The organism is Streptomyces sp. NPDC050263 (assembly GCF_040655955.1).
Lineage (GTDB): Bacteria > Actinomycetota > Actinomycetes > Streptomycetales > Streptomycetaceae > Streptomyces.
The window spans coordinates 56,231-77,780 of the sequence record NZ_JBFAKW010000004.1 but is presented as its reverse complement, the minus strand read 5'-3'; the positions used below and the strand labels follow the sequence as shown (position 1 = coordinate 77,780).

At 71.5% G+C, this 21,550-nt stretch carries 20 protein-coding genes; 15 read left to right on the top strand and 5 right to left on the bottom strand.

What is annotated here, in order from left to right:
• The first annotated feature begins 27 nt into the window (after positions 1 to 27).
• On the top strand, positions 28 to 741 hold the full coding sequence (locus tag AB0J04_RS02825; protein ID WP_363166642.1) for a hypothetical protein: 714 nt from the start codon (positions 28 to 30) through the stop codon (positions 739 to 741).
• A 27-nt stretch (positions 742 to 768) separates the two neighbouring features.
• Here AB0J04_RS02825 and AB0J04_RS02820 read toward each other — a convergent pair whose 3' ends face one another.
• The 3 genes from AB0J04_RS02820 to AB0J04_RS02810 form a co-directional block, all read right to left on the bottom strand.
• On the bottom strand, positions 769 to 1,995 hold the full coding sequence (locus AB0J04_RS02820) for a sulfotransferase (RefSeq protein ID WP_363166577.1): 1,227 nt from the start codon (positions 1,993 to 1,995) through the stop codon (positions 769 to 771).
• A gap of 98 nt (positions 1,996 to 2,093) precedes the next feature.
• Positions 2,094 to 4,142: a glycoside hydrolase family 31 protein gene (locus AB0J04_RS02815; protein WP_363166576.1), complete on the bottom strand. Its 2,049-nt coding sequence runs from the start codon at positions 4,140 to 4,142 to the stop codon at positions 2,094 to 2,096.
• Positions 4,143 to 4,303: 161 nt separating this feature from the next.
• Positions 4,304 to 5,317, bottom strand: coding sequence for a LacI family DNA-binding transcriptional regulator (locus AB0J04_RS02810; protein ID WP_363166575.1), 1,014 nt, complete (start codon positions 5,315 to 5,317; stop codon positions 4,304 to 4,306).
• Positions 5,318 to 5,871: 554 nt separating this feature from the next.
• Between AB0J04_RS02810 and AB0J04_RS02805 the strand changes: the two genes are divergently transcribed.
• The 9 genes from AB0J04_RS02805 (at position 5,872) to AB0J04_RS02765 (ending at position 16,685) form a co-directional block, all read left to right on the top strand.
• Positions 5,872 to 6,264, top strand: coding sequence for a hypothetical protein (locus AB0J04_RS02805; RefSeq protein WP_363166574.1), 393 nt, complete (start codon positions 5,872 to 5,874; stop codon positions 6,262 to 6,264).
• A 111-nt stretch (positions 6,265 to 6,375) separates the two neighbouring features.
• Complete coding sequence (locus tag AB0J04_RS02800; RefSeq protein ID WP_363166573.1) at positions 6,376 to 8,313, top strand: acyl-CoA dehydrogenase family protein; 1,938 nt, start codon at positions 6,376 to 6,378, stop codon at positions 8,311 to 8,313.
• Positions 8,314 to 8,397: 84 nt separating this feature from the next.
• Entirely contained in the window at positions 8,398 to 9,726 is a 1,329-nt protein-coding gene (gene dxr / locus AB0J04_RS02795; RefSeq protein WP_363166572.1) for a 1-deoxy-D-xylulose-5-phosphate reductoisomerase, read from the top strand.
• The gene (locus AB0J04_RS02790; protein WP_363166571.1) at positions 9,723 to 11,027 is read left to right on the top strand and encodes a site-2 protease family protein; all 1,305 of its coding nucleotides are present in this window, start codon (positions 9,723 to 9,725) and stop codon (positions 11,025 to 11,027) included. Before dxr ends, AB0J04_RS02790 begins: the two co-directional genes overlap by 4 nt.
• 227 nt (positions 11,028 to 11,254) lie before the next feature.
• The gene (locus tag AB0J04_RS02785) at positions 11,255 to 11,839 is read left to right on the top strand and encodes an RICIN domain-containing protein (protein WP_363166570.1); all 585 of its coding nucleotides are present in this window, start codon (positions 11,255 to 11,257) and stop codon (positions 11,837 to 11,839) included.
• 235 nt (positions 11,840 to 12,074) lie between these two features.
• On the top strand, positions 12,075 to 13,232 hold the full coding sequence (gene ispG, locus AB0J04_RS02780) for a flavodoxin-dependent (E)-4-hydroxy-3-methylbut-2-enyl-diphosphate synthase (protein ID WP_363166569.1): 1,158 nt from the start codon (positions 12,075 to 12,077) through the stop codon (positions 13,230 to 13,232).
• A 259-nt stretch (positions 13,233 to 13,491) separates the two neighbouring features.
• Positions 13,492 to 14,340: a GNAT family N-acetyltransferase gene (locus AB0J04_RS02775; protein ID WP_363166568.1), complete on the top strand. Its 849-nt coding sequence runs from the start codon at positions 13,492 to 13,494 to the stop codon at positions 14,338 to 14,340.
• 20 nt (positions 14,341 to 14,360) lie between these two features.
• A complete protein-coding gene (locus AB0J04_RS02770; protein WP_363166567.1) occupies positions 14,361 to 14,897 on the top strand; it encodes a GNAT family N-acetyltransferase in 537 nt (178 codons plus the stop codon).
• A gap of 84 nt (positions 14,898 to 14,981) precedes the next feature.
• Entirely contained in the window at positions 14,982 to 16,685 is a 1,704-nt protein-coding gene (locus AB0J04_RS02765) for a proline--tRNA ligase (RefSeq protein WP_363166566.1), read from the top strand.
• Positions 16,686 to 16,725: 40 nt separating this feature from the next.
• Here AB0J04_RS02765 and AB0J04_RS02760 read toward each other — a convergent pair whose 3' ends face one another.
• On the bottom strand, positions 16,726 to 17,181 hold the full coding sequence (locus tag AB0J04_RS02760; protein ID WP_363166565.1) for a hypothetical protein: 456 nt from the start codon (positions 17,179 to 17,181) through the stop codon (positions 16,726 to 16,728).
• 15 nt (positions 17,182 to 17,196) lie between these two features.
• On the opposite strand from AB0J04_RS02760, the gene AB0J04_RS02755 reads away from it, so the two are divergent.
• From AB0J04_RS02755 to AB0J04_RS02735, 5 genes are all read left to right on the top strand, one after another.
• Positions 17,197 to 18,165: an FAD:protein FMN transferase gene (locus AB0J04_RS02755; RefSeq protein WP_363166564.1), complete on the top strand. Its 969-nt coding sequence runs from the start codon at positions 17,197 to 17,199 to the stop codon at positions 18,163 to 18,165.
• Positions 18,162 to 18,743 (top strand): ferric reductase-like transmembrane domain-containing protein, encoded by a 582-nt coding sequence (locus AB0J04_RS02750; protein WP_363166563.1) that lies wholly within the window; start codon positions 18,162 to 18,164, stop codon positions 18,741 to 18,743. The genes AB0J04_RS02755 and AB0J04_RS02750 overlap by 4 nt, the downstream gene beginning before the upstream one ends.
• On the top strand, positions 18,740 to 19,957 hold the full coding sequence (locus AB0J04_RS02745) for an NADH-ubiquinone oxidoreductase-F iron-sulfur binding region domain-containing protein (RefSeq protein ID WP_363166562.1): 1,218 nt from the start codon (positions 18,740 to 18,742) through the stop codon (positions 19,955 to 19,957). Before AB0J04_RS02750 ends, AB0J04_RS02745 begins: the two co-directional genes overlap by 4 nt.
• Positions 19,958 to 19,959: 2 nt before the next feature.
• Positions 19,960 to 20,181 (top strand): ferredoxin, encoded by a 222-nt coding sequence (locus tag AB0J04_RS02740; protein WP_363166561.1) that lies wholly within the window; start codon positions 19,960 to 19,962, stop codon positions 20,179 to 20,181.
• Positions 20,182 to 20,378: 197 nt separating this feature from the next.
• Entirely contained in the window at positions 20,379 to 20,513 is a 135-nt protein-coding gene (locus AB0J04_RS02735) for a hypothetical protein (RefSeq protein WP_363166560.1), read from the top strand.
• A 119-nt stretch (positions 20,514 to 20,632) separates the two neighbouring features.
• On the opposite strand, the gene AB0J04_RS02730 is transcribed toward AB0J04_RS02735, so the two are convergent.
• Positions 20,633 to 21,544 (bottom strand): aminoglycoside phosphotransferase family protein, encoded by a 912-nt coding sequence (locus AB0J04_RS02730; RefSeq protein WP_363166559.1) that lies wholly within the window; start codon positions 21,542 to 21,544, stop codon positions 20,633 to 20,635.
• Positions 21,545 to 21,550: the final 6 nt, after the last annotated feature.

Here is a 21,550-nt window from a genome sequence, read left to right as displayed (position 1 = left end):
CTTCCCCCCACCCATGGAAGGGACACCATGGCAACACGCACCCGCAGCAAGGTCGCCAAGGCACTGCTCGCCCCCGCACTCGCTCTCGGCGTCACCGTCACAGCGGCCTCCGCCCCCGCCTCGGCCGCCGTCTGGAGCTCCTGCGATCAGTGGGGCAACACCAGCCTGAACGGCTACACCCTCTACAACGACATCTGGGGCTCCGGCGCCGGCAGCCAGTGCGTCTGGGCGAACTCCGGCACCAACTGGGGCGTCTGGGCCAACCACCCGAACACCGGCGGCATCAAGTCGTACCCCAACTCCAAGAAGGTGATCAACAAGACGATCACCTCGCTCGGCTCGCTCTCCAGCGGCTACAACGTCACGGTCCCGTCGTCCGGCGCCTACAACACGTCGTACGACATCTGGGACACCGACTACGACTACGAGATCATGCTCTGGGTCAACTACAACGGAGCCGTCGGCCCCCTCGGCACCTCCCAGGGCAATGTCACCCTCGGCGGCCACACCTGGACCGTCTACAAGGGCGACAACGGCGCGAACGAGGTGTTCTCGTTCCTGCGCACGTCCGACTCGTCGTCCGGCACCGTCAACATCCTCCCGATCCTCAAGTGGATCAAGGACACGAAGGGCTGGTTCGGCAACGAGACCATCGGTGACGTGCAGTTCGGCTTCGAGATCACCTCGTCCTCGGGCGGGCTGGACTTCGTGACCAACAACCTGACCGTCAGCAGCAGCTGACGGACGGCGCGCCGAGGCCGGCCGTCCCTACACCCGGTCGACCTCGGCGCGCAGCGCGTCGTATTCGGCGAACGCCGAGTCGACGTCGGCGCGGGTCAGTCCGTACCGGGACAGGTCGTAGCTGTGCGGCCGGGCGCCCTTGGGCCGGGCCGCGACCCGCGGGAGCCGCGCCGCGTCGGCCTCGGTCCACGGGGCGCCGACGGCGTCGTAGAGCTTGGGGGCGCCGCTCGCCGGATCGGAGCCCAGCCAGGAGTAGGGGACGTCGACGAGCGCCTCGCGGGGGATCGAGGCCCGGGCGGCGAGGCCGCGCCGCGCGGAGTCGCTCAGCAGCTCCAGCCAGGTCGCGCCGAGGCCGTGCAGGTCGAGCGGGCGCAGCGTGATGGCCATCCCGTGCTCGATCAGACTGCAGAAGGACGCCACGACGGCCGCCGGTTCACGGTGCGTCCACACGAGCGTGGCATCGGGGAAGACGGCGAGCAGCGCGTCGAGGTTGCCGGTGTGCAGCGGCGACTTCAGCACCCAGCGTCGCCGCGGCCGCCCGTACTGGAGCACCTGGTAGATCTGCTTGAGGTACGCGTAGTCGGGGACGAAGTCCCGCGCGTCGAGCGCCGCCCGGTACGCGGGGATACGGGCCTGGGACAGCGGCATGATCGTGTGCGGGAGGGCGAAGGTGCACTCCTCGGGGCCCTCCGCGACCAGCGGATGGATGTCGCGGTAGCGCGGTGCGAAGAGGTCGATGCCGCCGACCATCAGACGCGCGGCCCGGACCGCCTTCCGGCGCTGCTCGGGCGTGCCCTCCAGATCCGGTGTCAGTAACTCCCACAACAGGGGACATCGGTGCTGCTCCGACAGGGACAGCACCCCGTGGGTGAGCGTGGTGGCGGTGCGCGGCAGGCCGACGACGAACACCGGCCGCTCGATGGGTTCCCGCGCGATCTCGGGGTGCTCGGCGATCAGCCGCCGGACCCGGGCCCGGTTGGCGAGATGTCTGCGGACATGGCCCTGCGCCGACATCCAGCCGACCGGGGTGAGGTTCTCGTCCCGGGCCCAGTGGTCGAGCAGCAGCCGGAAGTCGTCGGAGAAGCCCGCGTCCACCGGGCCGGCGTCGGCGGCCAGCCGGTCGAAGACGGGGTCGGGGGTGCGGCGGGAGGAGAACCCCGGTCTGAGGAGCAGATTGGCCAGGGCGAGCGGGAGGGGGACGGGGAGCGGGACGGAGCCGGAGGACGCGGAGGACACAGCGGACGCGGCGAACACGGCGAACACCCTTTCGTGGAGCGGTGGAGGTAGCGGATCCCAGCCCTCTACCCCACCGACCCCCTTCTGTCACACGGGTGTTCACCCGCTCCTGGTGACTATTCGGCCACCGGCAGCCGCGCCCCGTCCCGCAGGAACAGCGGGAGACGGTCCAGCGGGGCGTCGACCGTCACCGCCGTGCCGCCCTCGTACGTGTCGCCCGTCCACGCGTCCGTCCAGGTCGCGCCCGCCGGAAGGTAGGCCGTGCGGGCCGTGGCGCCCGCCGTGAGCACCGGGGCGACGAGCAGGTCCCGGCCGAACAGGTAGGAGTCGTCCACCGACCAGGTCGCCGGGTCGTCCGGGAACTCCAGGAACAGCGGCCGCATCGGCGGCAGCCCCTCCTCGTGCGCCTCCCGCATCACCTGAAGGACGTACGGCCTGAGCCGCTCGCGCAGCCGCAGGTACTTCTCCAGGACCGCGCCGGCCTCGTCGCCGTACGACCACACCTCGTTCGGGCCGCCGGTCATGTCCGGGCCCAGCGGCATGCCCGGGTCGCGGAAGCCGTGCAGCCGCATCAGCGGGGACAGCGCCCCGAACTGGAACCAGCGGACCATCACCTCCCGGTACGCCGGGTCGTCCGGGTCGCCGCCGTGGAAGCCGCCGATGTCGGTGTTCCACCACGGGATGCCGGACAGCGCGGTGTTGAGACCGGCCGCGATCTGCCGGCGCAGGGTCGGGAAGTCGGCGCCGATGTCACCGGACCACAGGGCCGCCCCGTAACGCTGACTGCCCGCCCACGCCGAGCGGTTCAGGGTGATGATCTCGTCGTCCCCGGAGCCGGACGCGCGCAGCCCGTCGTAGAACGTGCGGGCGTTGTCGGCCGGGTAGACGTTGCCGACCTCCAGACCCGGGCCCGCCCAGTAGCGCAGGTTCTCCTGGAAGCCGGGCTTCAGCTCGGGCTCGCAGGCGTCCAGCCAGAACGCGGTGATCCCGTACGGGGCGAGGTAGTTGTCGCGGATCCGCGACCACACGAACTCCCGGGCCTCGGGGTTCGTCGCGTCGTAGAACGCCACCTGGACCGTCGAGGCGACCCCCTTGTCCGGCCAGTCGGCGTGCGCCATCGGACCGTACTGCGTGCCGATGAGGTAGCCGCGCTGCTCCATCAGCTGGTGGTTCTCGCTCAACGGCGACACCGACGGCCAGACGCTCACGACCAGCTTGACGCCGAGCTCCTCCAGCTCCCGGACCATCGCCGCCGGGTCGGGCCACTCGCCGAGGTCGAACTTCCAGTCGCCCAGGTGCGTCCAGTGGAAGAAGTCGCAGACGATGACGTCCAGGGGCAGGCCCCGGCGCTTGTACTCCCGGGCCACGCCGAGGAGTTCGTCCTGCGTGCGATAGCGCAGCTTGCACTGCCAGAAGCCGGCCGCCCACTCCGGCAGCATCGGCGTACGGCCGGTGGCCGCGCTGTAGCGGCGCTGGGCGTCGGCCGGGGCGCCGGCGGTGATCCAGTAGTCGATCTGGCGGGCCGAGTCCGCGACCCAGCGGGTGCCGTTGCCGGCCAGCTCGACCCGGCCGATCGCCGGGTTGTTCCACAGCAGCGTGTAGCCGCGGCTGGAGGTCAGCACCGGGATGCCGACCTCGGCGTTGCGCTGGATCAGATCCAGGACCAGGCCCTTCTGGTCCAGTCGGCCGTGCTGGTGCTGGCCGAGCCCGTACAGCTTCTCGTCGTCGTAGGCGGCGAAGCGCTGCTCCAGCCGGTGGTGGCCGTTGCCGACGGCCGTGTAGAGGCGCGAGCCCGGCCACCAGAAGTGGGCGCGGTCCTCGGCCAGGATCTCCGCGCCGTCGTCGGTGCGCAGGAAGCGGATCAGCCCCTCGGCGTTCACCTCGACGGTCAGCGCGCCGACCGTCAACTGCCCTTCGCCGTCGACGATCTTGACGCTGCTCTCGGTGGCCGGCGGCTCGTCGAGCAGTGCGCCCGGCAGCCCGTCGAGGATCGGCCCGCCGAGCCGGGCCCGCACCCGGACGGCGTCCGGACCCCACGGCTCGACGCGCAGGGTCTCCTGGCGGCCGCTCCACTCCAGCGCGCCGCCGCGCTCACGGAAGATGCCGACGGTGGGCGACGACTGCGCGAGACTGACCTGAGACTGGTGTTCGACAGGCTGGTTCACGTGGGGTGCTCCCTTGAAGGAGTGCAGGCAGAAGTGGTGCAGGCAGAAGGGGTGCAGACATGGGGGTGCCCTGAGGCACTGCTGGTGCGGCCCGGCGTCAGGCAGGTCGGGGAAGCCAGGCGGGTCAGGCAGGTCGGGCAGGTCGCGCAGGCCGGGCGGGGTCAGGAAGCGGCGGGCGCCGGTCCCGTGCTCGCCCGGACCGTCAACTCGGGGGAGATCAGCACGACTTCGTCGCTGCCGCGGCCCTCCAGCTTGGCCACCAGGCGTTCCACGGCGTGCCGGCCCATCTCCTGCGCGGGGATGGCGACCGAGGTCAGCCGCACCGAGGCCTGGACGGCGACCTGGTCGGGGCAGATCGCCACCACCGACACGTCCTCCGGCACGGCCCGGCCCTGCTGGCGCAGCAGCGCGAGCAGCGGCTCGACCGCCGACTCGTTCTGCACGACGAATCCGGTGGTGCCGGGCCGTTCGTCGAGCACCCGGGCCAGTGTCACGGCCATCGCGTCGTACCCGCCCTCACAGGGGCGGTGCAGCAGCCGCAGGCCCAACTCCCTGGCCCGGTACCGGAGTCCGTCGAGCGTGCGCTCGGCGAAGCCGGTGTGCCGTTCGTAGACCGCCGGCGCCTCGCCGATGACAGCGATGTCGCGGTGGCCGAGCGTCGCCAGATGCTCCACGCACAGCGCGCCGGTCGCCGCGAAGTCGAGGTCCACGCAGGTCAGGCCCAAGGTGTCGGCCGGCAGCCCGATCAGCACGGACGGCTGGTCGGTGGAGCGCAGCAACGGCAGCCGCTCGTCGTCGAGTTCGACGTCCATCAGGATCATCGCGTCGGCGAGCCCGCTGCCGGTGACGCGACGGACGGCGTCGGGACCCTCCTCGCCGGTGAGCAGCAGGACGTCGTAGCCGTGGCTCCGCGCACTGGTGGCCACCGCGATGGCGATCTCCATCATCACCGGCACGTACATGTCGGTGCGCAGCGGGATCATCAGCGCGATGATGTTCGACCGGCTGCTGGCCAGCGCGCGGGCGCCCGCGTTCGGGTGGTAGCCGAGCGTGCGGATGCTCTGCTCGACCCGCTGCCGGGTGGTCGTGGAGATGGACCGCTTGCCACTGAGGACATAGCTCACCGTGCTCGCCGAGACTCCGGCGTGCTGGGCGACCTCGGCGAGGGTGACCATCCAGCTCTCCAAGTTTTGTGAAGCGCTTCGACAGTGCGCATTGCGAACAGGGGCGGGTGAGGGTGGTTCGACAGTAGCTCTAGCGGGAGTGGGTGTCCATAGGTTGTCGAAGCGCTTCGACAGCGAGTTGCGGGGGATTGGTGGAGAAGGGTACGGCAACCTGTTCCGGCCCCGGCGGCCACTGGAGTCACGTAAGCACGATCCGCCCCCGGAAGGACCCCCGTGCGGCACCGTCGTCCCCGCCTGTCGAAGAAGGCCAGGGCGCTCACCGCCGCCGCGGTCGCCCTCGCGGCCGCCGCAGGCGTCACCGTCGCCGAGGCGGGCGAGTCGAGCGGTGTGGCTACGCCGTCGTGCGCGAATCGCGCGGGGTGGCGATCGTTGCGCTGCGCGCTCCACCGTGCGCAAGGGGTGATGTCGTCGGAGCGCTCTGATCGACGTCAACGCAGTCGGCCAGGCCTGCCGCCGGGCTGGCGGAACGTCAGGTCTGTGGAGCTGACGTAAGACCGATGGTCCGCACTCCGACCCTTGCCGTTCATCCGGGTCCGCGGCTGGCGATGAAGCAGAGAGCTCAACCCGCGAGGACAGAGCGCTCCCGGCTACGGCTGGGGGAGAAGCCGAGATCTGGCTCAATCGCCACCGTCGCCCCCACCCTTGTCGGTGGGGGCCAGGGCGGCGCGGGCCCGCTGGGCGCCAAGTACGGCAGCGCCGGCCTGGGCGGCGCGATGTGGGACATCTACCAGGCAGACATCGGCTGGAAGGTCTTCGCCTTCGTCCGCCGCGCCAACACCACCGAGGCCACCCTCGATCGGGACGACTTCACCCAGGCACTCGTTCGGCGCAAGCTGCCGAGCAACGACAACTACGTCTCCGGCATCGAGTCCGGCACCGAGGTCTGCAAGGGAACGGGCCGTCTGGACACCAGGTCCTGCTCGGTCGCCATCGGCTGAACCCCCGCGTGCGGGGTGGCCACCTCGCCCCGGATCGGGTACCAACGATCGAGTAGCACTCATCGGTAACCAATGTGGTCCGAGATCCCGATTCGCGGCGAGGTGAGCCTCATGTCCGCACCACCCCTCAAGAAACCCACCGTCACCGAGCGCGAGGCCCGCCAGGTCGCCGAGGCCGCCCGGGAGCAGGACTGGCGCAAGCCCAGCTTCGCCAAGGAACTGTTCCTGGGACGCTTCCGCCTCGACCTCATCCACCCCCACCCGGTGCCCTCCGAGGAGGCCGTCCGGCGCGGCGAGCAGTTCCTGACCAAACTCCGCGACTTCTGCGAGACGAAGGTGGACGCCGCCCGCATCGAGCGCGAGGCCCGCATCCCCGACGAGGTCATCAACGGGCTCAAGGAGCTCGGCGCCCTGGGTATGAAGATCGACCCCAAGTACGGCGGCCTCGGTCTCACCCAGGTCTACTACAACAAGGCGCTCGCCCTGGTCGGCTCGGCCAGCCCCGCGATCGGCGTGCTGCTGTCGGCGCACCAGTCGATCGGCGTGCCCCAGCCGCTGAAGCAGTTCGGCACCGACGAGCAGAAGCAGCGGTTCCTGCCGCGCTGCGCCACCACCGCCATCAGCGCCTTCCTCCTCACCGAGCCGGACGTCGGCTCCGACCCGGCCCGCCTCGCGACCAGTGCGGTGCCGGACGGGGACGACTACGTCCTGGACGGCGTGAAGCTCTGGACGACCAACGGCGTCGTCGCGGACCTGCTGGTGGTGATGGCCCGGGTGCCGAAGAGCGAGGGCCACAAGGGCGGCATCACCGCCTTCGTCGTGGAGACGGACTCGCCCGGCATCACCGTCGAGAACCGCAACTCCTTTATGGGCCTGCGCGGCATCGAGAACGGCGTCACCCGCTTCCACCAGGTCCGGGTCCCGGCCGCGAACCGCATCGGCGCCGAGGGCACGGGCCTGAAGATCGCCCTGACCACCCTCAACACCGGCCGGCTCTCGCTGCCCGCGTCCTGCGTGGCCGCCGGCAAGTGGTCGCTGAAGATCGCCCGCGAGTGGTCGGCGGCGCGCGAGCAGTGGGGCAAGCCGATCGCCCACCACGAGGCGGTGGGCGCGAAGATCAGCTTCATCGCCGCGACGACCTTCGCCCTGGAAGCCGTCCTGGACCTCTCCTCCCAGATGGCCGACGAGGACCGCAACGACATCCGCATCGAGGGCGCGCTGGCCAAGCTCATCGCCTCCGAGCTGGGCTGGCGGATGGCCGACGAACTCGTCCAGATCCGCGGCGGCCGCGGCTTCGAGACGGCCGAGTCGCTCGCCGCCCGCGGAGAACGCGCGGTACCGGCCGAACAGGTCCTGCGCGATCTGCGCATCAACCGCATCTTCGAGGGCTCGACGGAGATCATGCACCTCCTGATCGCCCGTGAGGCCGTCGACGCCCACCTCTCGGTCGCCGGCGACCTCATCGACCCCGACAAGTCCCTCCAGGACAAGGCGAAGGCGGGCGCGAACGCCGGCGTGTTCTACGCCAAGTGGCTGCCGAAGCTGGTGGCGGGATCCGGCCAGCTGCCGGGCACCTTCGGCGAGTTCAAGAACGGCGGGGTCGACCTCTCCCCGCACCTGCGCTACGTCGAACGGCACGCCCGCAAGCTCGCCCGCTCCACGTTCTACGCCATGTCGCGCTGGCAGGGCCGGATGGAGACCAAGCAGGGCTTCCTCGGTCGGATCGTCGACATCGGCGCGGAGCTGTTCGCGATGAGCGCGGCCTGTGTGCGCGCGGAACTGCTGCGCTCGCGCGGCGAGCACGGTCGCGAGGCCTACCAGCTCGCCGACGCCTTCTGCCGTCAGTCCCGCGTCCGCGTCGACGAGCTCTTCACCCGCCTGTGGAGCAACACCGACGGCGTGGATCGCAAGGTCGTCAAGGGCGTCATGGCGGGCGCCTACGAGTGGCTGGAACAGGGCATCGTCGACCCCTCGGGCGAAGGCCCCTGGATCGCCGAGGCGGTCCCCGGCCCGAGCGAACGGGAGAACGTCCACCGCCCGATCAGGTGACCGACCGCACACCAGAGCGCAGGGTGTCCCCCTTGGGGGGACACCCTGTCCCGGCGACCGCCCCGTGCGGCGACAATGGGGGGCATGAGTGACAGTCCACCCCCCCCAGGCGCCGAGAGCACGCACCTGACGCCGCAGGGCCCGCCCTCCGGGCGGACGACGGGGCTTTCGGCCCCTGCCCTGGCCGACCCGCACCTCGTCTACGATCCCGTCGCGGGCGACGGCCCCAAGGACGTCGTGATCCTCGGCTCCACGGGTTCGATCGGCACCCAGGCCATCGACCTCGTGCTGCGCAACCCGGACCGGTTCCGGGTGACCGGCCTGTCCGCCAACGGCGGCCGGGTCGCGCTCCTCGCCGAGCAGGCCCGCCGGCTGCGGGTGCGGACCGTCGCGGTCGCCCGCGAGGACGTCATACCCGTCCTGCGCGAGGCGCTCGCCGCCGAGTACGGGGCGGGGGAGCCGCTCCCGGAGATCCTGGCCGGCCCGGACGCGGCCGCCCAGCTCGCCGCCGCCGACTGTCACACCGTCCTGAACGGCATCACCGGCTCCATCGGCCTCGCGCCCACCCTCGCCGCCCTGGAGGCGGGCCGCACCCTCGCGCTCGCCAACAAGGAGTCGCTGATCGTCGGCGGCCCGCTGGTGAAGGCGCTGGCCGAGCCCGGCCAGATCATCCCGGTGGACTCCGAGCACGCGGCGCTCTTCCAGTCCCTGGCCGCCGGCACCCGCGCCGACGTCCGCAAACTGGTCGTCACCGCCTCCGGCGGCCCCTTCCGCGGCCGCACCAAGGCGGAACTGGCGAACGTCACCGTCGAGGACGCCCTCGCCCACCCCACCTGGTCCATGGGCCCGGTCATCACGATCAACTCCGCGACGCTGGTCAACAAAGGGCTGGAAGTCATCGAGGCGCACCTCCTCTACGACATTCCCTTCTCGCGGATTGAGGTGGTCGTGCACCCGCAGTCGTATGTCCACTCGATGGTTGAGTTCACGGACGGATCGACACTGGCCCAGGCGACGCCCCCCGACATGCGCGGGCCCATCGCCATCGGCCTCGGCTGGCCCCGGCGCGTCCCAGAGGCGGCGCCCGCCTTCGACTGGAGCAGGGCGTCGACCTGGGAGTTCTTCCCGCTCGACAACGAGGCTTTTCCCTCGGTGAACCTCGCCCGGCACGTGGGCGAGCTCGCGGGCACGGCCCCGGCGGTGTTCAATGCCGCCAACGAGGAGTGCGTGGAGGCGTTCCGAAAGGGCGCGCTCCCGTTCAACGGGATCATGGAGACCGTCACCCGGGTCGTGGAGGAGCACGGCACGCCGGTCACGGGAACTTCACTGACCGTGTCGGACGTCCTCGATGCGGAGACCTGGGCACGGGCCCGGGCCCAGGAACTGACGGCTACTGCGGAGGCGCGTGCATGACAGCCCTGATGATGATCCTCGGCATAGTCATTTTCGCGGTCGGCCTGCTCTTCTCGATCGCCTGGCACGAGCTGGGACACCTGTCCACCGCCAAGTACTTCGGCATCCGCGTGCCGCAGTACATGGTCGGCTTCGGCCCGACGATCTTCTCCCGCAAGAAGGGCGACACCGAGTACGGCGTCAAGGCGATCCCCTTCGGCGGCTACATCCGCATGATCGGAATGTTCCCGCCGGGCGACGACGGCAAGATCACCGCCCGCTCCACGTCACCCTGGCGCGGCATGATCGAGGACGCCCGCTCGGCCGCCTACGAGGAGCTCCAGCCGGGCGACGAGACCCGCATGTTCTACACCCGCAAGCCGTGGAAGCGGTTCATCGTGATGTTCGCGGGCCCGTTCATGAACCTGGTGCTCGCGGTGGCCCTGTTCCTCACGGTCCTGATGGGCTTCGGCATCCAGCAGCAGACCACCACGGTCAGCTCGATCTCCCCGTGCGTCATCTCCCAGACCGAGAACCGTGACGCGTGCAAGTCGACCGACCCGGCCTCCCCGGCCGCGGCCGCCGGCATGAAGCCGGGCGACGAGATCGTCTCCTTCGCCGGCCGGCGTACGGACGACTGGAACACCCTCTCCGACCTGATCCGCGTCAGCGCCGGCAAGGAAGTGGCCATCGTCGTCGACCGCAAGGGCCAGGAAGTGACCCTGCACGCGAAGATCGCCACCAACCAGGTCGCGAAGAAGGACGGCGACGGGGCGTACGTCCAGGGCGAGTACGTCAAGGCCGGCTTCCTCGGCTTCAGCTCGGCCACCGGCGTCGTCAAGCAGGACTTCGGCGACTCGGTGTCCTGGATGACCGACCGGGTCGGCGAGGCCGTCGACTCCCTGGCCGCCCTGCCCAGCAAGATCCCGGCCCTGTGGAACGCGGCCTTCGACGGCGCGCCCCGCGAGCCCGACTCACCCATGGGCGTGGTCGGCGCGGCCCGCGTCGGCGGCGAGATCTTCACCCTGGACATCCCGGCCTCGCAGCAGCTCGCCCTGGCCGTGATGCTGGTCGCCGGCTTCAACCTCTCCCTCTTCCTCTTCAACATGCTCCCGCTGCTGCCCCTGGACGGCGGGCACATGGCGGGCGCCCTGTGGGAGTCGCTGCGCCGCAACCTCGCCAAGGTCCTGCGCCGCCCCGACCCGGGCCCGTTCGACGTGGCGAAGCTGATGCCGGTGGCGTACGTGGTGGCCGGAATCTTTATCTGCTTCACGGTCCTCGTCCTGATCGCAGATGTCGTCAATCCGGTCAGGATCAGTTAGAAATCGGCCGTTCTCTGTGGTGGCGGCTGTGACCCCGCGCCCCTTGCTCGCGTACCTCACGTGGGCGAAGGGCGCGGGGTTGTTTGCATGGCATGGATGGCGTGATGTGGCCAAGTTCCGCTGCTCCGAAGGGCGTTCGAGGCGGCAACTGGCCAACGAGTGGAACCGATGGATCAGGATGGCGGTCTGGCATGTCGACATCGAGAGAAAGCACGAGGACATCGAACATGCTGGACATGAAGAGGCCGGACGTGGTCCGCGCGGCTGATGTGCAGGCGCCCACCCGGACTGCGGGCCTGGGGCTGTCGTCGCGCCGCCGGTGGACAGGGGCGCTCGCTGTGACCCTGTCGCTGGGGTTCGCGTTCATGAACGCGAACACCGCGTCTGCCGCGGGCGGTATCTACGTAAAGACGGACATCCTGCGTAACTGGGAGACCGGGCGCTGTCTGGACAGCAACAGTGTGGGCCAGGTCTACACAAACCCCTGCGACCAGGGCAACGACTACCAGAGGTGGACCGTGGTCTACAAGGGGCACAGCGCCTTTGACGAGGTGCAGATCGTGAACAAGGCGACCCAGCGCTGCCTGTACTCGAACGACTATCCGTCCCTGGTGCTCGCCACCGTCCCCTGTGAGGGTGTCGGGGCGGGGCAGACGCCCGGCGCGGGCCAGGTGTGGGGGGCGGACGGATCGGGCTGGGACAATGTTCAGCTCAAGAAGCGGCAGTGGTGCCTGGACAGCAACCGCGGCGGCAGCGCCTACATGCAGGATTGCAACGGTGGCAATTACCAGCATTGGAAACTGGGCTTCTGAGCCAGACCGCGCCGGGGCGGATCTGACCGTGTCGGGCCGGGGCCGGGCGTGGCGACGAGCCGGAGATCATGTCCTCTGGTTCGGTCGTCATGCCCGGCCCGCTGCCGTCGGGCACCATCGGGTGAACCCTTGGGACGCTGTGTGCTCTCCGTTCACGTCCGTGGCGTAATCTCAAGGCTTGGAGCCCGCCGTTCCGGGACCGGACCTTGATCCACAACTTGGGGTTGCACAGCAGATGACTGCGATTTCTCTCGGCATGCCGTCCGTTCCGACCAAGCTCGCCGAGCGCCGCAAGAGCCGGCAGATCCAGGTCGGAACCGTGGCAGTGGGCGGAGACGCCCCGGTCTCCGTGCAGTCGATGACGACCACGCGTACGTCGGACATCGGTGCGACCCTCCAGCAGATCGCGGAGCTGACCGCGTCCGGCTGCCAGATCGTCCGGGTGGCCTGCCCGACCCAGGACGACGCCGACGCCCTGTCGACGATCGCCCGCAAGTCGCAGATCCCGGTGATCGCGGACATCCACTTCCAGCCGAAGTACGTCTTCGCCGCGATCGAGGCGGGCTGCGCGGCGGTCCGCGTCAACCCCGGCAACATCAAGCAGTTCGACGACAAGGTCAAGGAGATCGCGCGCGCCGCGAACGACCACGGCACCCCGATCCGCATCGGCGTCAACGCCGGCTCGCTGGACCGCCGCCTCCTCCAGAAGTACGGCAAGGCGACCCCCGAGGCCCTGGCCGAGTCGGCGCTCTGGGAGGCGTCCCTCTTCGAGGAGCACGGCTTCCGGGACATCAAGATCTCGGTCAAGCACAACGACCCGGTGATCATGGTCGAGGCGTACCGGCAGCTCGCCGCACAGTGCGACTACCCCCTCCACCTCGGCGTCACCGAGGCCGGACCGGCCTTCCAGGGCACGATCAAGTCGGCGGTGGCCTTCGGCGCCCTCCTCTCCCAGGGCATCGGCGACACCATCCGCGTCTCGCTCTCCGCCCCTCCGGTGGAGGAGGTCAAGGTCGGCAACCAGATCCTGGAGTCCCTGAACCTCAGGCAGCGCGGCCTGGAGATCGTCTCCTGCCCGTCCTGCGGCCGGGCCCAGGTCGACGTCTACAAGCTGGCGGAGGAGGTCACCGCAGGCCTCACCGGCATGGAGGTCCCCCTCCGCGTGGCCGTCATGGGCTGCGTCGTGAACGGCCCCGGCGAGGCCCGGGAGGCCGACCTCGGCGTGGCCTCCGGCAACGGCAAGGGCCAGATCTTCGTCAAGGGCGAGGTCATCAAGACCGTCCCGGAGTCGAAGATCGTCGAGACCCTGATCGAGGAAGCGATGAAGCTGGCCGAACTGATGGAGGCGGACGGCGTCATGTCCGGCGAGCCGTCGGTGTCGGTAGCAGGCTGAGGTCTCCTCAAGCGGCCGGGGCGACCTTTGAGCGGCCGGGGCGACTTTCCAGCCCCGGTCACGGCAACTCAGCCCGTCCGGCGTTTGAGGACGAGGCCGTTCAGGCCGACAGCGGGGGTCTGGGGGCGGCAGCCCCCAGGCACGGCAACACCAGCCGACGGTGAGCGCCGACCTCCGGTAACCAGAACACAGGGCGGCACCACCAAGCTTCCGCAGGTACAGTGCGGGGATCAGCTGACCTGAGTGTGAGGCCCCGCGCGTGTTGACCCAGACGACCTCCCGGGTCCTCGAACCGAGCGACCTGGACGCCGCGCTCGCCGTCCTCGACCGCGAGCCCGTAGCCAACGCCTTCGTGACGTCCCGTGTGCAGGTCGCGGGCCTCGACCCCTGGCGGCTCGGCGGCGAGATGTGGGGCTGGTACGAGGACGGCATGTTGACGTCCCTCTGCTACGCGGGCGCCAACCTGGTCCCGATCTGCGCCACCCCCCGCGCTGTCCGCGCCTTCGCCGACCGCGCCCGCAGGGCAGGCCGCCGCTGCTCCTCGATCGTCGGCCCCGCCGAGCCGACGACCCAGCTCTGGCGTCTCCTGGAGACCCACTGGGGCCCGGCCCGAGAGGTCCGCACCCGTCAGCCCCTCATGGTCACCGACCGCATGCCCGCCGACATCGCCCCGGACCCCTACGTCCGCCGCATCCGCAAGGACGAGATGGACACGATCATGCCGGCGTGCGTGGCGATGTTCACCGAGGAGGTCGGCGTCTCCCCGATGGCCGGCGACGGCGGTCTGCTCTACCAGGCGCGGGTCGCCGAACTCGTGGGCTCCGGCCGCTCGTTCGCCCGTCTCGACGACCGGGGCCGGGTCGTCTTCAAGGCGGAGATCGGCGCGGCGACGAACCAGGCCTGCCAGATCCAGGGCGTCTGGGTGGCCCCGGAGTACCGCGGCCAGGGCCTGGCGGCCCCCGGCATGGCGGCGATCCTGCGCTACGCCCTGGCGGACGTGGCCCCGATGGTGAGCCTCTACGTGAACGACTTCAACACGGCGGCGCGTCGGACCTACCGGAGAGTGGGGTTCCAGGAGGTCGGCGCATTCATGAGCGTGCTGTTTTAGCCCCCTGTAGGCTCCCCGCCATGGACCTCGTCATCGGCCCCCTGGACCTCCCCGCGCACGTGGACGAGGCCCTGGCAGTCCAGGCCGTCGCCTTCGGACTGGGCCCCGACGAAGTGGCCGTGAGACGCCAGATCGTCCTGCGCCACATGACGAACCCGGGCGCGCGGGCCTTCGGAGCGACGACCCCCGAGGGCCGTCTGATCGGCTTCGTCTACGGCATGCCCAACGACCGCACCCACTGGTGGTCCACCGTCGTCCAGCCCTACCTCCGGGCCCAGGGCAACGAGCACTGGCTGGACGACTCCTTCGTGATCACGGAGCTGCACGTCCACCCCGGGTACCAGAACCGCGGCGCGGGCCGGTCCCTGATCACCACGATCACCGACACCGCGACCGAACCCCGCTCGATCCTCTCCGCGATCGACACGGACAGTCCCGCCCGCGCCCTCTACCACGCCCTGGGCTACCAGGACCTGGCCCGCAGGGTCCTCTTCCCCAGCGCCCCCCGCCCGTACGCGGTGATGGGCGCGGCGCTCCCCCTCCTGCGCCGTGCATAACGGATTTCCGGGCTTGCCGCGCTCCCGGCTAACCTCCTAGCCATCACCCTTGACCCAGCAGGTACCCAGCAGGAGTACGAGAACATGGCGAACGCACCGGTCCAGCGTATGTCCCAGTTGATGGCGAAGACGCTGCGCGACGACCCTGCGGACGCCGAGGTGCTCAGCCACAAGCTCCTCGTGCGCGCCGGCTACGTCCGCCGCACCGCCGCCGGCATCTGGAGCTGGCTGCCGCTCGGCAAGAAGGTCCTGGCCAACGTCGAGCGGATCGTCCGTGAGGAGATGGACGCGATCGGCGCCCAGGAGGTGTCGCTCCCGGCCCTGCTGCCCCGCGAGCCCTACGAGGCGACCGGCCGCTGGGACGAGTACGGCCCGGAGCTGTTCCGCCTGAACGACCGCAAGGGCGGCGACTACCTCCTCGGCCCGACCCACGAGGAGATCTTCACGCTGATCGTGAAGGACCAGGCGTCCTCCTACAAGGACCTGCCGGTCATCCTCTACCAGATCCAGACGAAGTTCCGTGACGAGGCCCGCCCCCGCGCCGGCATCCTGCGCGGCCGCGAGTTCCTGATGAAGGACTCCTACTCCTTCGACACCGAGGACGAGGGCCTCGCGAAGTCCTACGCCCTGCACCGCGAGGCCTACCAGAAGGTGTTCGCGCGCCTCGGCCTCGACTACCGCATCTGCGCCGCCACGGCGGGCGCGATGGGCGGCTCGAAGTCGGAGGAGTTCCTCGCCCCGGCCGAGGCCGGCGAGGACACCTTCGCGGACTGCCCGAACTGCGACTTCGCGGCGAACACCGAGGCGATCACGTACGAGCTGAAGACGGTGGACGCCGACGGCGTGCCCGCGCTCGAGGAGATCCCGACCCCGGACACCCCCACCATCGAGACCCTCGCCGCCCACCTCGGCGTGCAGCCTGCCGACACCCTCAAGAACCTCCTCGTGAAGGTGGACGGCGAGATCGTGGCCGTCGGCGTTCCCGGCGACCGCGAGGTCGACCTGGGCAAGGTCGAGGCGCACTTCGCCCCGGCCGCCGTCGAGCTGGTCACCGCCGAGGACTTCGTGGGCCGCCCGGACCTGGTCCGCGGCTACGTCGGCCCGCAGGGCCTGGGTGAGAAGGTCACGTACATCGCCGACCCGCGGGTGGCCCCCGGCACCTCCTGGATCACGGGCGCCAACAAGGAGGGCACGCACGCGAAGAACGTCGTCGCGGGCCGTGACTTCGAGGTCGGCGAGTACGTCGACGTCGTGGTCGTCCAGGAGGGCGACCCCTGCCCCAACTGCGGCACCGGCCTCAAGCTGGACCGCGCCATCGAGATCGGCCACATCTTCCAGCTGGGGCGCAAGTACGCGGACGCGCTGAAGCTCGACGTCCTCGGCCAGAACGGCAAGCCGGTCCGCGTGACCATGGGCTCCTACGGCATCGGCGTCTCCCGCGCGGTCGCCGCCCTCGCCGAGCAGAGCGCCGACGACAAGGGCCTGTGCTGGCCCGCCGAGGTCGCCCCGGCCGATGTGCACGTCGTCGCGGCGGGCAAGGCCCTCCAGACCGAGCTGGCGCTCGACGTCTCCGAGAAGCTGCGCGCGGCCGGTCTGCGCGTCCTGGTCGACGACCGGGCCGGCGTCTCCCCGGGCGTGAAGTTCACCGACTCCGAGCTGATGGGCGTACCGAAGATCCTGGTCGCGGGCCGCCGCTCGGCCGAGGGCGTCCTGGAGCTGAAGGACCGCAGGACCGGCGAGCGCGAGGAGCTCACGGTCGACGAGGCGATCGCCCGCCTGACCGTCTGAAGGAACTCCTCAGAAACGTCTCTGGGAGACTGAAGGAAGCTCACAGACTTCTCTCAGGCCGTTCCCCGACCGTAGTGCGTGACAGAGCGTCACTCGGGAGGGGAACGGTCATGGCGACCAGAGAAGACGAACGGGGGGCCGCGGCGGCGGTCCGCAGAGGCGCACGGCGCACGGCGGCCTTCGCCGCGGCCGTGACGCTGGCCGCGGCGGCCGGGGTGTTCGCCCTGGTCGGCACAATGCAGGCGGACGCCACGACGGCGAGCGGCAGCAGCTCCAGCACGAGCAGCAGCACGGACTCCACGTCGAGCAGCTCGTCCACCGACAGCACCACGTCCACCGACAGCACGACATCGACCGACAGCGACACCAGCTCGTCCGCGGACGACTCGACGACGTCGGACGACTCGACGAGCTCCGACGGCTCCAGCAGCTCCGACAGCTCGGACAGCGGTCTCACCTCGTCCTCGTCGTCCTCCGGCGGCTCCACCGACTCCACGTCGGGAGCGTCGTGATGAGTACCTCGCTCGCGTCCCGCACCACGGCCGCCGCGCAGTGGCGGGCGCTCGGCACCACGGTCCGCGTGGTCGTCACCGACCCGGCCCTGCTGGAGTCCTGCAACCTGCTCCTGGCCCGGCACCTCGCCGAGGTCGACGCGGCTTGCAGCCGCTTCCGCGCCGACTCCGAGCTGGCCGCCCTCGACACCGCCGCCGGCCGCCCGGTCCGGGTCAGCCCGCTGCTCGCCGAGGCCCTCGACGTGGCCCTGCGCGCGGCCGAGGCCACCGACGGAGCCGTGGATCCCACCGTCGGCTCCGCGATGGACGCCATCGGCTACGACCGCGACTTCCAGCTCGTCCGCGAGGACGACCGTCCGGTCCGGCTCACGGTCCGACGCACCCCCGGCTGGCGCACCGTGCGCCTCGACCGCGCGACCGGCACGGTCACCGTCCCCGAGGGCGTCCGCCTCGATCTGGGCGCCACCGCCAAGGCCTGGGCCGCCGACCGCGCCGTCAGGACGCTGGCCGAGGCGGCCGGCTGCGGAGTCCTGGTGAGCCTGGGCGGAGACACGGCCGTCGCGGGGGAGGCCCCGGCGGGCGGCTGGCAGATCCGCGTCCAGGACGTCACGGGACCCGTCGACGAGACGCCCGCCCAAGGCCCGTACGACTCGGTGGGCCTGCACAGCGGAGGTCTCGCCACCTCCGGCACCGCCGCCCGCAACTGGCGCCGCAGCGGCCACGACCTGCACCACATCGTCGACCCCCGCACCGGCCTCCCCGTCCGCACCCCGTGGCGCACGGTCTCGGTCGCCGCCCGCACCTGCGCCGACGCCAACACGGCGACCACGGCCGCCCTGGTGAAGGGCGCGGGCGCGGAACGCTGGCTGACCCGGCTCGGCCTTCCGGCGCGGCTGGTGAGTCAGGAGGGCCTGGTCGTCACCACGCCGGGCTGGCCGACCGACTCGGCCCGGGGAGCGGCCGCGTGACCTCCGAGACCCTCTGGTACGCCAACCGTGCCACCGGCGCCGTCTGCCTCGTCCTCTTCACGGTCGTCGTCCTGCTCGGCGTCGCGGTGCGGCTCAAGGCCCGCGTCCCCGGTCTGCCCCGCTTCGGCACGATGAGCCTGCACCGCACGCTGTCGCTCTCCGCGACCGCCTTCCTGGCCCTGCACATCTCGTCGGCGACCGTGGACGGCTACGTGAACATCACGGTCGTCGACGCCCTGATCCCCTTCGTCTCCGACTACCAGCCCCTCTGGCTCGGTCTCGGCACGGTCGCCTTCGACCTGATGCTGGCCGTCCTCGTCACCAGCCTGCTGCGCGAGCGCCTCGGCCACCGCACCTGGCGGGCCGTCCACTGGCTGGCCTACGCCTCCTGGCCGGTCGCCCTCGTGCACGGCATCGGCATCGGCACGGACACCGGCGCCGACTGGATGACCTGGCTGACCGTCGCCTGCGTCGCCACCGCGGTCGCCGCGTGCGCAGCCCGACTGGCGCATGCCGCCCGCGCCGCCCGCCGCACCCCCGCAGCCCTCCTGCGCACCGCCGAAGGAGCCCGACCGTGACCACGACCTTCCCGGACCTGTACATGCCTCCTCGGCTGCTCGCCCCCGGCGCCGTCCCCGCCGACCTCGCCACCCACCGTCAGCGCTACGGCCCCCTGGTCCTCGGCGACCCCGAGAGCGTGCTCCGCACGGTCGCCGAGTCCGGCCTCACCGGCCGCGGCGGCGCCGGTTTCCCGACCTACCGCAAGCTCGTCTCCGTCGCCGAGGCCGGCCGGCGCACCGGCCGCGCTCCGGTGGTCGTGGCCAACGGCGCCGAGGGCGAACCGGCCGGCCACAAGGACAAGACCCTGCTGCGCCTGTCGCCCCATCTCGTCCTGGACGGCCTCCAGACGGCGGCCCGGGTGATCGGCGCGGGGGAGGCCTGCATCGCCGTCGAGGACGGCGCGACCTGGCTGGAATCGGCGCTGGCCCAGCGCACCGCGGACCCGCTGCCCGTGAAGGTGGTCCGGCTGCCCAAGTCGTTCCTGTCCGGGCAGGCCTCCGCCCTCGCCCGGTACGTCTCCGGCGGGCCGGCCCTGCCCACGCACCAGCGCCCGCCGGTCCGCGAGCGCGGGGTGCACCGGGCCCCGACGCTCGTGCAGAACGTGGAGACCCTGGCCCACCTCGCGCTGGTCGCCCGTTACGGCGCCGACTGGTACCGCACGGCGGGCACCCCGGCCCAGCCCGGCAGTGTCCTGTGCACGGTCCATGTGCCGGGCCGCGAACCCCGGGTGGTGGAGGCCCCCTACGGGCTGTCCATCGGACGGTTGCTGCCCCTGGAGGGCGCCCAGGCGGTCCTGGTCGGCGGCTACCACGGCACCTGGATCCCGGCCCGGGAGGCGGCCCGACTCGCCCTGGACTCAAGCTGCTTGGGCGCCGGAGTGCTCGCCGCGCTCCCGGTCGACCGGTGCGGCCTCGCCGAGACCGCCCGCGTCCTGCGCTATCTCGCCCTGCAGTCGGCCGGCCAGTGCGGCCCCTGCCTCAACGGTCTGCCCCGCATCGCCACCGGCTTCCGCGCCCTCGCCGCCCCCGGCCCCCAGGGCACGGTGCGCGCCGACCTCGCCCGCTGGTCGGGCCTGGTCGAGGGGCGAGGCGCCTGTCACCACCCCGACGGCACCGTCCGTCTGGTCCGCAGCGCCCTGACGACCTTCGCCGCCGAGGTCGACGCCCACGCCCGAGGGCGCTGCACCGCGACCGATCACACCCCCCTGCTGCCCGTCCCCCAGGAGGCCTGACGATGAGCACGGCCGAGCGTCTCGAGATCGACGTCGACTGGACGTCCTGCCAGGGCCACGGCCTCTGCGCGGACTTCCTCCCGGAACACATCACCCTGGACGAGTGGGGCTACCCGATCGTCGACGGCGCGCCCGTCCCCGCACGGACCGCGAAGCGGGCCCGTCGGGCCGCGGCCGACTGCCCGGTGCTCGCCCTCAGGCTCGCCCCGGCACCGGCCGGCTGACGGCGGGTCGGGCGCACCTCCTCGCCCGGCCCGCCGCACTGCACCCGGCGAGCGCCGTCATCACCCCGGTCGCCGACGAGGGACCGGGCGGCACGCACCTGCTGCGGCTCGTCGCCGGGGAACGGCCGCTGTCCTGGCGCCTCCCGCCCGTCGACCTCCCCCTGTTCGCACACGTCCCCCACGAGGACCCCGCCGCCGTGCAACTCCCACGGGACGGCCCCCGGGACCCGGACCAGGCCGCCCACATCCTCCGGCACACACGACTGCTCGCCCTGGAGGGCGCCCTGCTCGCAGCGCCCGCCGACCTCCGACGGCGCACGGCCGACCCGTGAGACTCCGGTCGGCAGGCTCGGGAGGCACGTCGGCCGGACCCCAGCGCCCCTTTGCGGGGACCTCCGGCGGAGGGGCGCTGCCCGGCCCCGTCACCGCACGACCGGCGCCCGTGACACCGCTACAGCCAGCTCGCGAACTCCAGCAGCAGCTCCGCATCCCGGGACCGCCCGACCCGCCGCGCCCGCACCCCCGACTCCACCGCCCGGAAGAGCGTCCACCCCCGCACCCGCTCCTGATCCAGCTCCAACGACTCGGCCAGCTTCCGCACCCGCCGCCGCGTGGTCGCCGCCCCCGAGGGCGAGGCGATGAGATCCTCCACCCGATCCCGCACCAGCCGGGCCAGATCGAACGCGCACTCGCCCACCACCGGATCCGGCCCCACGGCCAGCCACGGCGACCGCTCACCCGCCAGCACCTTGCTCTGCCGGAACGTCCCGTGCAGCAACCGCTGCTCGGGGGCCGACGCCAACAACTCCTCCCGGGCCGCGAGGGCCGCGTCCACGAGGACGACGACCTCGGCGTCCGCGCTCGCCCGCATCGCCTCCGCCTGCCGCCCGGTCCGCTCGGCCACGCTCCCGAAGGAGTGCCCGGCCGGCGGCTCCACCCACAGCCGCCGCAACGTGCCCGCCGCCTCCAGCAGCGCCTTCGCCTCCGGCAGCGACCGCACCGACACATCGGGATGCAGCCGCTCCAGCAGCAGCGCCCCCGCCGGCTGCGACTGGGTCTGCGGCCGCGGGGGCTCCAGCAGTTGGACGGCGCCCAGCCCGTCCCAGTGCGCCAGCGCCGCCCGCTCGGCCTCGGGCCGGAACCGGGGCGGGGCCAGCTTCAATACGGCCGGAGTCCCGTCCGCGTGCCGCACCAGCAGGACCAGACTGGTCCGGCCGCCCGGCACCTGCACCCGGTCCACGGTCAACTCGCGTAGAGCGACGGCCTGTCGGGCCGCCTCCGGCAGCTTCTCCAACCAGCCGTCACCGTCCGGTGCCGTCTCACCGAGCGCCCTGACCAGACGCTGCGGCGGTTCGAAAGCCATGCGCGA

Excerpts from the sequence above, each read along its gene's own strand:
- AB0J04_RS02800 (WP_363166573.1), top strand. The coding sequence starts at position 6,376 with ATGTCCGCACCACCCCTCAAGAAACCCACCGTCACCGAGCGCGAGGCC.
- AB0J04_RS02805 (WP_363166574.1), top strand. The coding sequence starts at position 5,872 with ATGAAGCAGAGAGCTCAACCCGCGAGGACAGAGCGCTCCCGGCTACGG.
- AB0J04_RS02810 (WP_363166575.1), bottom strand. The coding sequence starts at position 5,317 with ATGGTCACCCTCGCCGAGGTCGCCCAGCACGCCGGAGTCTCGGCGAGC.
- AB0J04_RS02730 (WP_363166559.1), bottom strand. The coding sequence starts at position 21,544 with ATGGCTTTCGAACCGCCGCAGCGTCTGGTCAGGGCGCTCGGTGAGACG.
- ispG (WP_363166569.1), top strand. The coding sequence starts at position 12,075 with ATGACTGCGATTTCTCTCGGCATGCCGTCCGTTCCGACCAAGCTCGCC.
- dxr (WP_363166572.1), top strand. The coding sequence starts at position 8,398 with ATGAGTGACAGTCCACCCCCCCCAGGCGCCGAGAGCACGCACCTGACG.
- AB0J04_RS02785 (WP_363166570.1), top strand. The coding sequence starts at position 11,255 with ATGCTGGACATGAAGAGGCCGGACGTGGTCCGCGCGGCTGATGTGCAG.
- AB0J04_RS02790 (WP_363166571.1), top strand. The coding sequence starts at position 9,723 with ATGACAGCCCTGATGATGATCCTCGGCATAGTCATTTTCGCGGTCGGC.
- AB0J04_RS02770 (WP_363166567.1), top strand. The coding sequence starts at position 14,361 with ATGGACCTCGTCATCGGCCCCCTGGACCTCCCCGCGCACGTGGACGAG.
- AB0J04_RS02740 (WP_363166561.1), top strand. The coding sequence starts at position 19,960 with ATGAGCACGGCCGAGCGTCTCGAGATCGACGTCGACTGGACGTCCTGC.
- AB0J04_RS02755 (WP_363166564.1), top strand. The coding sequence starts at position 17,197 with ATGAGTACCTCGCTCGCGTCCCGCACCACGGCCGCCGCGCAGTGGCGG.
- AB0J04_RS02765 (WP_363166566.1), top strand. The coding sequence starts at position 14,982 with ATGGCGAACGCACCGGTCCAGCGTATGTCCCAGTTGATGGCGAAGACG.
- AB0J04_RS02825 (WP_363166642.1), top strand. The coding sequence starts at position 28 with ATGGCAACACGCACCCGCAGCAAGGTCGCCAAGGCACTGCTCGCCCCC.